The organism is Tautonia sociabilis (genome assembly GCF_003977685.1).
Classification (GTDB): Bacteria; Planctomycetota; Planctomycetia; order Isosphaerales; family Isosphaeraceae; genus Tautonia; species Tautonia sociabilis.
This window is the reverse complement of the sequence record NZ_RYZH01000009.1, coordinates 97,946-111,933: the sequence shown is the minus strand read 5'-3', so window position 1 is coordinate 111,933 and position 13,988 is coordinate 97,946. Positions and strand designations below refer to the sequence as shown.

The following is a 13,988-nucleotide window of genomic DNA, read 5'->3' as shown; positions in this document are numbered from 1 at the left end:
GCCGACCTCCCTGTCCGAGGAGGGTCCCGATCACGTCCCCGGGCCGGCAAGCGGGGCGGATGTCCCCATCTTGCCGGGCTGAGGGCCGGGCCGTCCAGGGGGCCGGGGGCCGGGCCGTCCAGGGGACCGGGGGCCGGTCAGGGTTCGAGGGGCTCCGGCGTAATCTCAATCGTGAGCGGTGCGGTTTCATGGAAGGGGGTCCGGGATGCGGTTGGCCGAGATCGCTCCGTCGCGGTCGGGTCATCGCCGGGGCACGGCCGCCGGCACCCTGGCGTTCGGATCGAGGCCGAGGATGCGGCCGCGGGGGCGGGGGATGTCGAGCACGATGGGCTCGGTGGTTTCGACGGTGCTCTGGTTGCCCAGCGCGTCGAAGACGTCGAGACGGACGAAGAATCGGGAGGGAACGTTGGGGGAGAGGGGCCAGGCGAGGCGGCCGGTGTCGGGCTGGGGAGGAGTGACCTGCTGCCAGATGGCGTCGGGGGAGTCGGGGCGGATGGAGAGGATCACGGGGGCCTCGGCGGGATGGGGCTCCTCGGTCCTCCAGGAGAGGACGAGCGAGCCGGCCTCGGCCCCCGTGCCGAGGGCGACCGAGTCGACCGTGACGCGGGGGGCGGTCGTATCCACGACCACCTCCAGTTGCGGGGGGGTGCCGGGAGTGGGGCGGGGGTCCCCCAGGCCGTTCTGCGACCGGACGACGATGCGGAGGCCGTACCGGCCGTCGCCGCCGAGGTCGACAAAGAAGGGGGACTGGCGGTCGGGGTCGGTGCCGAGCGACTCCCAGGACCGGCCGTCGTCCCGCGTGACCCACATCTCGACGACGGCCAGCGACTCGGCGGAGCCGTCCTGCACGTCGTAGCTCAGCGGGAACCTCGGGCTCCCCACGATCAGGACCCCGCCGGAGGACGAGGCGGGGGCCGGGTCCGAGGGGGGAGCAGCCGGCGAAGGGCTCGGCGCGGGGGAGGGGGGCGCGGTCGGCCCGGGAGGGGGAGCGGCCCCCATTGTGCTCGGCGTCGCCTCGCCGTGGGGAACGGGAACCGGCTCCGGCTCCAGCTCCGGACCCGGCGCCGAGGCGCCTCGGTCGATCCCGGCGAACGGGTCCGGCTCGGGCGCGGCTCCGGCCCCGATCGTCCCCCGGCCCGAGGGGCGGTTGGCCTGCATGATCGGAGGAGGGGCCGACCCGGCGGCCGGGCCGACGGTCGCCCCGGGCGTCTCGGCGCTGCCGTCGGGCAACGCGACCTCGGCCACTCCCCGGTTCCCGGCGCGGTCGGCCACCGTCACCCGGACCATCACCGGAAAGCCCGTGCCCACCTCCCAGCGCTCCTCTCCCACCAGCCGGGGGCGCGCCGGCACCCTCCTCCAGGAGTTGGCCTGGGCCCCCTGCACCTGGTACTCCAGGGCGAAGGTCGAGAGATCCAGGTTCTCGTCCTGCACGCTCCAGTGCACGCCGACCACCCCCCCGCGCCGGGGCATGGCCCGGAGGACGACCGAGGGGGGCGTCGTGTCGACGATGACCCGGAGACGGGGGCGCACCTGGTCCATGTCGGGGGGGTAGAGCCGGTCCTGGTGATCTCGGGTGCGGACGGCGAACCAGTACTCGCCGTCGTGGTCGGCGCGATAAGGGAAGGCCATCTGGCTGGGCGGCGTGTTGCCGGCATACTGCCAGGACAGGCCGCGGTCGGCCGAGACGTACAGGTGCACCTCCGCGATCAACTGGAGCATCCGATCCGGGTCGGAGAGGTTGAACGGGATGCGGAAGGAGGGGCTGTCGGAGTAGGTCAGCGGCGGAGGATTGCCCTGCGGGGCCGGCGTCGGCATCGGCCTCGGGGCGGCTCGGGCCGGGGGGGCGATCGCCAGCGCCAGCAGGACGGCGAGCCGGGCGATTGCCGGCCCGACGCCCTTCCGTCGCGCCCGATTGCCCGCCGCGTCTGTCACTGCGCCCTCCTTGGCCGGATCCCGGGCCCGACGGCCCCCGGGGTCGGATCGGATCGGCCCTCCTTGGCCCGGACGCCGCGCAGGGCCGCGCCCCTTCGATCCGACCCCCGGAATCACCGCGATTATCGACCCGACCGGTTGCAACGCTTGAGGCGATCTCGACGCCCCCCGACCCCGCCCGGCCTCCCGGCAACCCCCCCCATCCCCCGCTCCTCGACCCCCTTCCGCAACGGCCCGGATCCCGGACGGTGCGCCAGCGGAACGCTCGGCCAGAAGAACAAAAAGACTTGGCTCGGAATGAGTTGTGTGGAATCGGTTGGGTTCGCTCCGCGCGGAGGGGCGCGCCAACCAGCGCCCCTGCCCCGAGACCGGCCCGACGCCCCCCCCGACCTCCGGAGTCGCCGTCTTGCTTCCCCCTCGGCCGACCGGCCGCCGCGCCGGGATCTCTCCCGGTGCGCGGCGATGCCGGTCGTGGTGCGCGGTTGGAACGCTCGGGCGATTTGACGAAACGATCAATACAGGAATGACTTGCGTCATTCCGCTTGGGTTCGCTCCGCGCCGGCGCCCCGCGTCCCGATCCGCTCCGAGGCGTCGCGTCGGGGCCCTCCCGAGCGACCGCCGGGCCGGCCAGACGGAGCCGGACGCCTCCAGGCGGCCTCGGGAGCGGATTGAAGGCGAGCGGCAATTCAACCAGCGAATGATTGATGCGTGCGTGAGCCGGGCCGGCGGTTCGCGATCGAGAGCGGCGAGCTCGGGAGGCCGGGGGGGTGCAGGGTGGGGGGAAACCAGGCGATCGACCATCGGTGGCGGCTCCCGGATCGGGACGGACGGGGAGCCTCCCCGGATCGCGCTCGGGCCTTCGGGAGAGATCATCGCCCGAGGGGAGGGATCGCACTCACCCGCCCCCGGCCTCCGAGGGGAGGGGAGCGTCGGCGATCGGTGCCTTCGGGGATGACGGGGGAGGCGGGCCGGAGGAGCCTCCCGCGTCGGCCTCCCGGTGAGGGCCGGCCGGATCGTTGGGCCGGCCGGCCATCGAGGTCGCGACCATCTCGGCCATCAGGGCCGAGGGGATCGACTCAGCGCGTCTCACCCCTGTTCCGCGATCGCCGGGCCTGCCAGCGGCGAGCGAGCAGGAGCAGGCCGGCCACCCCGGCCATTGCGAGGTTCGACGGCTCCGGGACGGCGGTGACGGCGAAGTTGTAGGTGGTGTCGGAGGGGCTGGAGCCGTCCATGGCCAGTCGCACCGAATCGGCGTACCCGATGAAGTCGGAGCCGATCGAGCTGCCCGCACCAATGCTGATGCCCGTCACGATGGCGTTCGGGTCGACAGAGAGGATCGTGTTCCTGGTCGTGGTGATGTCTCGGGCGGCATCCGAGTTGGCGATCTTCGTCCCGCTTCCATCGTAGACGCCGCGTCCGAAGCCCGTCGTCCAGACCCAGAGGCGGTTGGCGTCGGCGCCGAAGAAGTCCCCCGAATAGATCGTGCCGGTGGTCCCGGAGCCGGCGACGAACTACCGCTCAGAGGTCGATTGCTCGCCGTCTTCCCAGATGATTTCCAGGAAGCGATTGTTCACGGTGTCCTGCACATGCAGCCTTAAGGCCGGGGCCTGGGCGGTGCCGACTCCCCCGCCGACCTGCTGGACCACCCACTCGAAGCTGAAGGCCAGCAGATTGTCCAGGCGCCCGAGCCCTCCGGTCGGGAAGAGCCCGAAGCGGGTCCGATCGCCGGTCAGTTTCACGGACCCGTCGTTGAAGGCGCCACCGAAGCTGGAGGGTTCGATGGAGCTCGACCCTCCCCCGCTATTGCCGAAGGACTGCCAGCCCTGGGGGTCGGAGGGGGTGACCACAACGAGGCCGGCCTGAGCGGGGCCGGCAAATGCGCCGAGGGTGAGCACCAGACTGAGCAAACCGATGGAACGCATGAATCTCACACTCCTGGAGAAACGTCGATACCCCGGCTCCGTCCGCCGGGTTGAAGGGGCCTCTGGAGGCAAGGATCTCCCGACCGAGTCCCAAACGCAAGGAGGGAGGAGGCCGATTATGAGATCTTGGGCGCACTCATGTCAAAGGGGGAGGAGCGACGGAATGGCCGGGAGGTCGATGATCCGTCGTCAGAGGAGGGGAGCTGGCGGGAGAAGGGAGGGAGGAACTCGGCCGGGCCGCCTGGAGCGGGGCGGCATCGAGAACGTCCTGAGGAAGACCGGCGCCCTCGGCTGAGGATGACGGCGGATCGGCGAGGGGTCGGGATTCGAGGGGCTGAGGGGGTTGTCCGCTGGTCTGGCTGGCCTTGTCCTCGAACTCAAACTCCACAAATCGGTTGCGGAATTTGGAGCGTCTCGAGGCGCGGGCAAGTGTCTGGGGGAGAAGAGATGCCTTCGCAGGGGAGGGGGCCAACGGTATGCTGCCGTTGACGCGACAGGGACGCGGTCGGGAGGCTTGGAGCGCGTTGGGGGGAACCGGTGCGGGGGTCGGCGAGGGTTGGCGGTCGCCGTTCCGGGGGACGGTCGCCGCGATGGCGGTGGTGGAAGGGGAAGCGAAGGAGTTGGCGGTGATTTAACATAGGAAGAGGAGGATCCGGCATCGCGGAGGGACCGGGAGGGGCCATCCGGGGGCGTCCGGTGTGGGAGCGGGTGGGGTGGGAAACCAGGGTGAGGGGGAGCGATGGGTTGGACCGACGACCAAGTTCTGGACGCGTGCACGGAGGCGACCGGTCTGGAGTATGACCCGGTGCTGGGGAGGCAGTTGATTCACCAGTCGGAACGGGAGTATCCGGGAGCGCCGGAGGAGACCTGGGGGCCTCGGCTGGCGATGATTGGCAAGCAATTGGGCTTGCGGATGACGCCGGTGCGGTGGTCGATTCGGGAGGCGATCGCCAACGCCCGGCCGGACATGCCGGTGGTGACGTATGCGTCGGAGGGGGAGGGGAGGCCGGGGCGTTGGATCACGCTGGTGGGCCGCAAAGGGAACCGGGGGAGGCTGGCGGCGTCGGAGCGGGGGGCGGTGGGGCCGTTGATCTCGGTGCGGGAGTTGGTCAGACGGCTGGGGGTGGAGGGACCGAGGTCGGTTGTGTCGTGGATGATGGTGCTTCCGCTAGCGCCATGCAACGCGCTCCGCGATCCGGACGCGGACGAGCCGTACCGGGGGCGGGAGCTGCTGGGACGCGAGCGGGCCGGGGGGCATGGATCGGGAGGTGATCATCATGGTCACGGTCCGTCGCCGCTGAAGCGGTTGCTGGGCTTGTTGCGGCTGGAGGTGTCTCGGGATCTGGGGCTGGTGGTTGCCTATGCGGTGGGGGTGGGGATTCTGTCGCTGGCGACGCCGCTGGCGATTGAGGCGGTGGTGACGACGGTGGCGTTGAATTTGCTGTTGCAGCAACTGATTGTGCTGACGCTGATTTTGTTCGGTTGCTTGGCGTTGGCGGCGTTGTTGCGGGTGTTGCAGACCTACATGGTCGAGTTGGTGCAGCGTCGGTTGTTTGTCCGGGTGGCGGCGGATTTGGCCTATCGGTTGCCTCGGGTGCGAATCGATGCCTACGACCGGAGCAACGGGCCGGAGCTAGTCAACCGGTTCTTTGACGTGATGACGGTGCAGAAGGTGGCGGCCTTGTTGCTGCTGGACGGGATCTCGGTGGTGCTGGGGGCGGGGATCGGGCTGGTGGTGTTGGCGTTTTACCACCCGTTTCTGCTGGGGTTCGACCTGGTGCTGCTGCTGTCGATGACGTTGATCATTTGGTTGTTGGGCCGGGGGGCGGTGACGACGAGCATTCAGGAATCGATCGCGAAGTACCAGGTGGCCGGTGGATTGGAGGAGATCGCCCGGGTGCCGCTGGCGTACAAGGTGGATGGCGGGGCGGATTTCGCGGTGGACCGCACCGACGCGGCAACCCGACGTTATCTGTCGGCCCGGCGGAGGCACTTCGTGATTTTGATGCGGCAGATCGTCTTTGCGTTGGGGTTGCAGGCGGTGGCCAGTTCGGCGTTGCTGGGGCTGGGGGGCTATCTGGTGATCCGGGAGCAATTGACGCTGGGGCAGTTGGTGGCGGCTGAGTTGATTGTCGCGACGGTGTTGATGTCGTTCACGAAGTTGGGCAAGCATTTGGAGGCCTGGTACGACCTGATGGCGGCGATCGACAAGCTGGGAGTGCTGGTCGATCTGCCGTTGGAACGCTCCGATGGGGAGGTGCATCGGGAGACGGGCGTGGTGGGTGCGGCGTTGAAGGTCAAGGACATCAGTTACGGCTATGATCCGCATCATCCGGTGGTGCGGCATTTGGATCTGGAGATCAAACCGGGAGAGCGGCTGGCGGTGATCGGGCCGAGCGGTTCGGGCAAAAGCACGTTGGTGGATTTGATTTACGGGCTTCGGCAACCGACCAGCGGCACGATCGAACTGGATGGAGTGAACACTCGGGACCTTCGGCTCGAATCGTTGAGGGCCGAGGTGGCGGTGGTTAAGGGACTGGAGGTGATCGAGGACACGATTCTGGAAAACGTTCGGATGGGGAGGCTGTGGCTGTCGTTGGTCGATGTGCGTCAGGCGCTGGAGTCGGCGGGGCTGTTGGAGGAGGTGGCTCGGCTGCCTGATGGGATGCAGACGGTGCTCTCGAGCAAGGGGGCGCCGCTGTCGGTGGGGCAGACGCGTCGGCTGATGCTGGCCCGGGCGATTGTGGGGGACCCGAGGTTGCTGGTGATCGACGAGGGGCTCGACGGCCTGGACCTGGACGCCCGGAGGCGGCTGATGGACACCTTGTTCGATCGCTCGGCGCCGTGGTCGTTGCTGATCGTCTCCCACAGCCAGGAGGTGGTCGCGCAGTGCGACCGGGTGGTGATTTTGGCCGACGGCCATGTCGAACACACGCTGGAACCGGCTCCGGGCCGGATGCGGGACATCGAAGGCTGGCTTCAGGAGGCGGGGCTATGTCGCTTGAACTGAGCCGGGCGGCGTCGGTCGAGGCGCCGGGTCCCTCGAGCCAGGGAACGCCCGGCGAGGCCCCCCCGAGACGATTGCCGGTGCGGCGTCCTCCGGCGGTGTTGGCGCCGGTTCGGTCGGGGACTTCGGTCCCAGCGGTGCGGGCCTTCGACGCGGGCTCGGGGATGCCGGCGTTGCGTCAGGTGGGCACGCCCCGGGCGGCCCGCAAGGTGGGCGTGGCGTTGATGGTGGCCCTGCTGGGGCTGCCGTTCGTGCTGGCGCTGGTTCCCTGGCGGCAGTCGGTCTTCGGCGACGGTTCGGTGATCGGCTACCACCCGTTGGATCGGCAATTCCAAGTCGAGGCGCCGATTTCGGGCCGGGTGATCAGTTATGCCGTCATCGAGGGAGATCAGGTCCGCCGGGGGGACCTGATCGCGACGGTCAAGAATGTGGACCCGCGCTACCTGGAGACGTTGCGGTCGCAAGAGGAGAACTACCAGGCGGCCTTGGAGCAGGCGACGCAGGCGGTGGCGGCCTACACCGCGGCGCTGCGTCAAAAAGAAGCCGAGCGTGACCAGGCGATCCTGGAGGCCGAGGCGGGGATCCTGGAGGCCGAGCGCAAGGTGCAGGAGGCCGAGCAAAAGGTGGCGGAGGCCCAGACCGACGCCTCCGGTTACCAAATCCTCTACGAGCAGGCCAAGGCCCTGTATGAGCGGGGGCTGGAGGCTGGACAGGCCGTGGTCAAGGCCGAGCAGACCTATCGGACGGCCGAACGGAAGCTTGACCAGGCTCGGGAACAACGCAATCAGGCACAAGCGGCGCTGGAGCAGGCCAAGGCGAAGCGAAAGGTGGTCGAGGCCAAGGCGCAGGCCGAGATCGAGAAGGCGCGCACCGACATTCAAACCGCGGAGATGAAGGTTCAGGAGGCGAGGGTCAAGCTGACCGACACGCAGGTGAAGATCCGTCAGCAGGAACAGGGAGGCCGGGTCTTGGCCCCGAGAGCAGGGACGGTCTTGCGCCTGTTGACCAATGTGGGAGAGGGGGCCTACGTCAAGGAGGGGGATCCGCTGGCGATCCTCGTGCCGGAGACACCCCGGCTGGCGGCGGAGCTGTATCTGCCAGGCCGGGACATCCCGCTGGTTCGGGTGGGGGATCCGGTTCGGCTTCAATTTGAAGGGTGGCCAGCCTTGCAGTTCATCGGCTGGCCGGCGGCGGCGGTGGGGACCTTCCCGGGCAAGGTGGCGCTGGTGGATCCGACCACGACCAAGGGGGGGAAGTTTCGCGTGTTGGCGGTGCCGGATCTGGACGGCCCGGAACTGCGCTATCGGGAGCGGCAGGGAGGGCCGTTCGCTCCGGGGACGACGGTGACCGGCCTGTCCAGCGGGCAGTCGGGAACGATCGTCGCGGTCAAGCCCGACGAGAAGGATCCGAGGGCCGGGGTGTTGGTTTTGGAGCGAACGACTGGGGAATTTCTGCCGGATGAGCCGATAGCAAGCTCCGGGGAGACGAAGGCCGTGGTGAAGAGTCCCTGGCCGTCTCGGCGGTTTTTGCGTCAAGGGGCCCGGGCCAACGGCTGGGTGCTGTTGCGGGAGGTGCCGCTGGGCTACGAGATCTGGCGGCGGCTCAACGGGTTCGCTCCCGTGGTGGCTCAGGACGAGCCCGAGCTGACCGAAGGCGACGGGGCGGGCAAGGACGACAAGCCGAAGCTGAAGAGGCCGAAATGAGCCGAAGAACACGGAGGTTCTTCGCGGTGGCGGCCGGGGCGTTGGGAGTCTTCGACCCGGCCGCGATCGTCATCGGGCAGGAGGCCCCGCAACCGCCGGCGTCCGGGAGGACCACGCTGCCGTTCTCCAATCCGCCCGATCTGATGATTGGTCCTCCTCGGGCGATGGGCGTTCCTCCGTTGGGTCAGGGCTTGCCGCCCAGCGACCTGGCGACCCCGCTCAGCGGCCCTCCTCGAGTGATGGGGGCGACCCCGTTTTTGCCGATCACTCCCGGACCGTTCACTCCGTTCACCCCGAGTGTGACGCCAGGGGGAACGTTGCTTCAGGGGCTCGCGCCCAGCGCCGACATGCCGGGGCCACCTGACCCGGGGAGCGAGCCCGACTCCCTGCTGTTGCTGCCCGGATTGTTGGGACGGCCGTCCTCCTCGGGGCCGGACGGGGCGGCGCCTCCCGGCCAGGGGGGGCCGTTCCAGTTGCCCGAGGCTCCCGAGCTGGAGTTGGGGTCCCCCCCGGCGCCGACCGGGGCCCCTCGGGTCGACGACCAGCCTCCCGGCCCTCCGCTGCTGCTGGAAGAGGTGCGGAACTCGGCCGAGCGGCGCTATCCTCCCTTTCTCGCGGTCCTGGAGCAACGGAACGTGGCGGACGGGGAGGTCCTCTCGGCCCGAGGGGCGTTCGACCTGGGCCTGAACGCCGACTCGCGCAACTACCCGCTGGGCTTCTACGATCGGTACGTCCAGGATTTCTTCTTGGAACAGCCGATCTTGCCGACCGGAGGCAAGCTGTTTAGCGGCTATCGGATCGCGCAGGGTCAATGGCCGACATATTACAATTATCTGAATACGCGCGGAGGGGGGGCGTTCGTCAACGGCTTCGAGCAGCCGCTGTTGCGGGACTTGCGGATTGATCCGAAGCGGGCCAAGCTCTTTCAGTCGGAGATCGAGCGGCGCAAGGTGGAGCCGACGATCTTGAAGGAGCGCATCACGTTGCTCAAGGACGCGGCCAAGGCCTACTGGGCCTGGGTGGCCGCCGGCCAGGTCTACGCCCTCTACCAGGATCTCGAGGAGCTGGCTCAGGCCCAGTTCCGGGCGCTGGCCGAGCAGGCCCGGCCGGAGATCGGCCGGGTGGCTCAGGTGGACGTGATCGCCTTTCAGAATGTGTTGATCAAACGGCGGCAGCAGGTCATCAACGGCCGTCGCGACTTGCAACAGGCCGCGGTGACGTTGTCGTTCTATCTGAGAGACCTTCGGGGCCTGCCTTGCCTGCCCGACTCGAGGATGATTCCCCTGGCGTTTCCCGAGGCGGAGATGCCGGACCCGTCGCGGGTGGAGCAAGACATCGCCGTGGCGCTGCGGCTGCGGCCGGAGATCTTCAGCCTGATGCTGGAGTACGACAAGGCGAGGATCGATCGGCAGCTGGCCGAGAACATGCTGCTGCCGTCGCTGGATTTCTACGTCTACACGGAACAGAACGTCGGCGTGCGCGATGTGGATCTGGGCAAGGACTTCCGGCCGTTCATCCTGGAGTCGTCACTGTTCTTCGAGGTGCCGCTGCAGCGGAGGTTCGCCCGGGGGAGGATCCGGGCGGCCGACGCGGTGCTGCGGCAGATCTCGGCGCGAACGCGGTTCGCTCGGGACCAGATTCAGGCCGACGTGCTCAACGCCGCCGCCGAGCTGAGGGCGGCCTACGACCTGCTCCGCTACTATCAGGACACCGAGATCGTCGCCCGGCAGTTGGCCGAGGCCGAGCGTCAGCGGCTGGAGGTGCAGGCGTCGTCTCCGTTGTTGTTCTACGTGGTCCGGCAGCAGCAGGTGCTCGATGCTCAGGTGCTGCGCGTGCTGGCCGAGGGGAAGTTCTTCTCGGCGCTGGCCGACTACCGGGCGGCGGTGGGTCTGGATGCGGTGACTCCCGAGATTCAACGGCAGGCGCCGCCTCCCATTCTGCTCGAGGAGGAGCCAACCGACCCGAGTTCGGCCTTGACCGAACCGGGGGCGGTCTTCCCTGGCGGGCCGATTCCTCTGCCTCCCCCGCCGAGCCTCGCGCCTGGCCAGGGAGGTCCGTTCGCTCCGGAGGCGGCGGCCGATCCCGGCCCACTCGACCAGTCGCCCGAGGAACGTTCCGAGCCGAGCGCGCCGGGCCCGGCCGCGGCGTCCGACTCGTCCCCGAATTCGGTGCCGTGAGCCTCCGTTCCTCCCGTCGGGATTGGGCTGGGAGGGTGGGGGAACCAACCGACGACGCTCCGGCGCGGGAGGACCAGACCGGGCTTCCTCGCGGCGGTCCTCCTCCGGGAGGGCGGGGCTAGGACGAGCCGCGCAGCGCCTCCAGCTCCTCCCAGCGGGAGAAGCGGTCGGCGAGTTCCCGTTCCAGGTTCTCCAGCTCGGCTCGGGCGGCGGCGATGCGGTCGCCGTCTTGCTTGTAGAAGTCGGGGGAGGCCATGGCGTCGTGGAGGGAGCCGATGCGGGCCTCCAGCTCCTCGATGCGGGAGGGGAGGGCGTCCAGCTCGCGCTGCTCCCTGGAGTTGAGCCGGCGGGGGCGGCTCGGGGAGGCAGGGGAGGGCTTCGGGGCGGAGGAGGGCTTGGGCTCGGGAGGGGGGGCGTCACGCTTGCGCTGGCGGAGGTAGTCGTCGTAGCCGCCGTTGTACTCTCGGACGAGGCCGCCGGGCTCGATGGCGAGGGTGCTGGCGACGACGTTGTTGAGGAAGGCGCGGTCGTGGCTGACGAGCAGGAGGGTGCCGGAGTAGGAGACGAGCAGGCGTTCGAGCAGTTCGAGCGTCTCGATGTCGAGGTCGTTGGTCGGCTCGTCGAGCACGAGGAGGTTCGAGGGCTGGGTGAAGAGCTTCGCCAGCAGGAGCCGGCTGCGCTCGCCTCCGGAGAGGACCTTGACGAGGGTGCGAGCGCGATCGGGGGCGAAGAGGAAGTCCTGCAAGTAGCCGAGCACGTGCCGGGGGCGGCCGTCGACGGTGATCGTCTCGTACTCGCTGACGTTCTGCTGGACGGTCTTCTCCTCGTCGAGCGTGGCCTTGAGCTGGTCGAAGTAGGAAACTTCGAGGTTGGTGCCGCGCCGGATGGTGCCGGACTGCGGCTCGAGCTCGCCGAGCAGCAGGCGGAGCAGGGTTGACTTGCCGGATCCGTTCGGGCCGATGATGCCGACCTTGTCGCCGCGCATGATGGTGGTGGTCAGGTCCCGGATCACGGGGAGGTTGCCGAAGGAGAAGCCGGCGCCCTTGGCCTCGAGGACGAGGGCGCCGGAGCGGTCGGCCTCCTGGGCCTGGAGCCGGGCCGTGCCCTGGCGGTCGCGGCGGTTGCGGTGGGCCTCGCGCAAGGCCTTCAGCGCGCGGACGCGGCCCTCGTTGCGGGTGCGTCGGGCCTCGATCCCTTTGCGGATCCAGGCCTCCTCCTGGGCGAGCTTCTTGTCGAAGAGGGCGGCCTGCTGTTCCTCGGCGGCGAGTTGCTCCTCTCGGCGAGCGAGGTAGGTGGGGTAGTCGCAGTCGAAGGAGAAGAGCCGGCCGCGGTCGAGCTCGACAATGCGGGTGGCCAGCCGCTCCAGGAGGGCTCGGTCGTGGGTGACGAAGATCAGGGTGCCTCCCCAGCGGAGGAGGAACTCCTCCAGCCACCGGATCGACTCGATGTCGAGGTGGTTGGTCGGCTCGTCGAGCAGCAGGATGTCGGGCTCGGCGACGAGCGACCGGGCGAGCAGGGTCCGGCGTTTCTGGCCGGAGGAGAGCGACTCGAACGGGGAGTCGGGGTCGAGATCGACTCGGGAGAGGAGGGCAAGGACGCGGTGGTCGGCGGCGCCGAGGGCGTGGTCGTCGTCGGGGAGGCCCTCGGCGACGAGCTCGGCGACCGAGCCGGCCCGCCCTCTCGGCACCTCCTGGGGGAGCCGGGAGACGCGGAGCCCCTGAGAGCGGATCACCTCTCCGGAATCGATCGGCAGCTGCCCGTCGATCACCTTGAGCAAGGTGCTCTTGCCCTCGCCGTTGCGTCCGAGCAGGCCGAGGCGGTCGCCGCGATCAACGGTCAGGTCGACGCCGTCGAGCAGTCGGGGGCCGCCGAAGGAGAGGACGACGTTCCGGAGAGAGAGCAGCGCCATGGGGGTCCGAGCCGGGGAACGGAGGGGCGAGGAGCGATCGCGGAGCCGAGAACCAGGGAACCCAGGGTAGCACACGGAGGGGCCGGGCTTCGACTCGGATCGGGACGACCGGGGGTGATCGGCTCCGTCTCGGCCGAGGCGTCGCCTGGCCAAGGCGTGGGGGCTTGCCCCGGCCGTCGGATCGGCGTTCCGACTCAGGCCGTCGGGTCGAATTCCAGGCCGAGATCGGTGATGCGGTAGGGGACGATGGCGTCGCTACAGGCGCTGCCCCGGTGCTTGGCGACGTAGAGGGCGCGGCCCATCTTGCCGTCCTGTCGGGTGCGGCCCATGAGGATGATGGTGTTGGCGTTGGAGAAGACGTCTCCCTCGCCGATCGGCTGGTTCATCAGGTCGTCGAGCAGGACGTGGGGGGTGGTGTAGAGGTAGAGGCAGCCGATGGAGGAGTGGTCGTAGCGGTGGGCCATCACGTGAGGCTCGTTGGCCCGGTAGTGCTCTCGGAACAGTTCCCGGGCGGCCCAGTCATCCTCCTTGCGGAGGACCTGGTGGTAGAGGTACTCGAAGAATTCGAACTGGATCGAGTCGCTCATGCGGTCGGTGGGCTCGATGCCGTCGACCACGACGCGGCGCGAGCCTCGGACGAAGTTCGCGTAGAAGAACTCGACCGACTTGCGCAGGACGCGGGCCAGGTCGGTCTTCCAGGCGTGCCATTCGTCGTATTCCAGGTCGTGCCGGGTGACGCGGCGGCCGGTGCGGTGGAAGGGGTGGAACCAGTCGCCGAGAGGGCGGGAGAAGTCCCAGACGGAGGGGAGGTTGAGGTTGGCGTCGGCGGGGTAGGGGGAGAGGGTCCAGCCGAAGTGGTCGAGGGCGTAGGAGGAGTGGTTCTGGGAGTCTCCCCGGCTGGTCAGGTCGCAGAGGACGCCGCGTCGTCCCTCGGCGCGGAGTCCCTCGTGGGCCCAGCGGAGGCCGAGTTGCGTTTTGCCCACGCCGGTGGCTCCGGCCACCACCGTTAGGGTGCCCGGCACGAGCCCCCCGCCGAGCATCTCGTCCAGCGTCTCGATTCCGAACCCCTGCCTCGTGCGCCTCCGCTGACCGCTCATCGAGCCTCCCATCCTCGGCTGAACCTGGGGAGCCTGCCGAGCGGCCCCCTTCCCGGCGATCGATCGGCCCCCCAGGCGGGCCGCCGGGCCGATTGGGCCGCGGCGGCGCATTGTCGCGACGGCCGGCACATCCGGCAAGGTCGCTGCCCGTCGCGATTCAAGGCGGTGGGGGATCCTGCCGAAATAAGGGGACGACAGGCCCGCAAAGTCGGCTTAACCAGCGCGACAGGCCCGGCCGGGG

At 69.2% G+C, this 13,988-nt stretch carries 9 protein-coding genes; 3 read left to right on the top strand and 6 right to left on the bottom strand.

Annotated features, from left to right (window positions below):
• Window positions 1–240: 240 nt before the first annotated feature.
• The 4 genes from TsocGM_RS06645 to TsocGM_RS26895 form a co-directional block, all read right to left on the bottom strand.
• Window positions 241–1,932: a hypothetical protein gene (locus tag TsocGM_RS06645; RefSeq protein WP_126724520.1), complete on the bottom strand. Its 1,692-nt coding sequence runs from the start codon at window positions 1,930–1,932 to the stop codon at window positions 241–243.
• A 1,076-nt stretch (window positions 1,933–3,008) separates the two neighbouring features.
• Complete coding sequence (locus tag TsocGM_RS06640) at window positions 3,009–3,242, bottom strand: PEP-CTERM sorting domain-containing protein (protein ID WP_126724519.1); 234 nt, start codon at window positions 3,240–3,242, stop codon at window positions 3,009–3,011.
• Between the two features lie 201 nt (window positions 3,243–3,443).
• Window positions 3,444–3,854, bottom strand: coding sequence for a hypothetical protein (locus tag TsocGM_RS06635; protein WP_126724518.1), 411 nt, complete (start codon window positions 3,852–3,854; stop codon window positions 3,444–3,446).
• Between the two features lie 825 nt (window positions 3,855–4,679).
• Window positions 4,680–5,036 carry a hypothetical protein gene (locus tag TsocGM_RS26895; RefSeq protein WP_126724517.1) on the bottom strand — a complete coding sequence of 119 codons (357 nt, stop codon included), beginning with the start codon at window positions 5,034–5,036 and terminating at the stop codon, window positions 4,680–4,682.
• Between TsocGM_RS26895 and TsocGM_RS06625 the strand changes: the two genes are divergently transcribed.
• From TsocGM_RS06625 to TsocGM_RS06615, 3 genes are read left to right on the top strand one after another with little or no spacing between them, the layout of a single operon-like run.
• Window positions 5,008–6,864: a peptidase domain-containing ABC transporter gene (locus tag TsocGM_RS06625; RefSeq protein ID WP_233578469.1), complete on the top strand. Its 1,857-nt coding sequence runs from the start codon at window positions 5,008–5,010 to the stop codon at window positions 6,862–6,864. The genes TsocGM_RS26895 and TsocGM_RS06625 overlap by 29 nt on opposite strands.
• A complete protein-coding gene (locus tag TsocGM_RS06620) occupies window positions 6,849–8,564 on the top strand; it encodes an HlyD family secretion protein (RefSeq protein ID WP_126724516.1) in 1,716 nt (571 codons plus the stop codon). The genes TsocGM_RS06625 and TsocGM_RS06620 overlap by 16 nt, the downstream gene beginning before the upstream one ends.
• Window positions 8,561–10,741: a TolC family protein gene (locus TsocGM_RS06615; RefSeq protein WP_126724515.1), complete on the top strand. Its 2,181-nt coding sequence runs from the start codon at window positions 8,561–8,563 to the stop codon at window positions 10,739–10,741. Before TsocGM_RS06620 ends, TsocGM_RS06615 begins: the two co-directional genes overlap by 4 nt.
• A gap of 118 nt (window positions 10,742–10,859) precedes the next feature.
• On the opposite strand, the gene TsocGM_RS06610 is transcribed toward TsocGM_RS06615, so the two are convergent.
• Entirely contained in the window at window positions 10,860–12,650 is a 1,791-nt protein-coding gene (locus TsocGM_RS06610; RefSeq protein WP_126724514.1) for an ATP-binding cassette domain-containing protein, read from the bottom strand.
• Between the two features lie 194 nt (window positions 12,651–12,844).
• Complete coding sequence (locus tag TsocGM_RS06605) at window positions 12,845–13,747, bottom strand: RAD55 family ATPase (protein WP_126724513.1); 903 nt, start codon at window positions 13,745–13,747, stop codon at window positions 12,845–12,847.
• Between the last annotated feature and the right edge of the window lie 241 nt (window positions 13,748–13,988).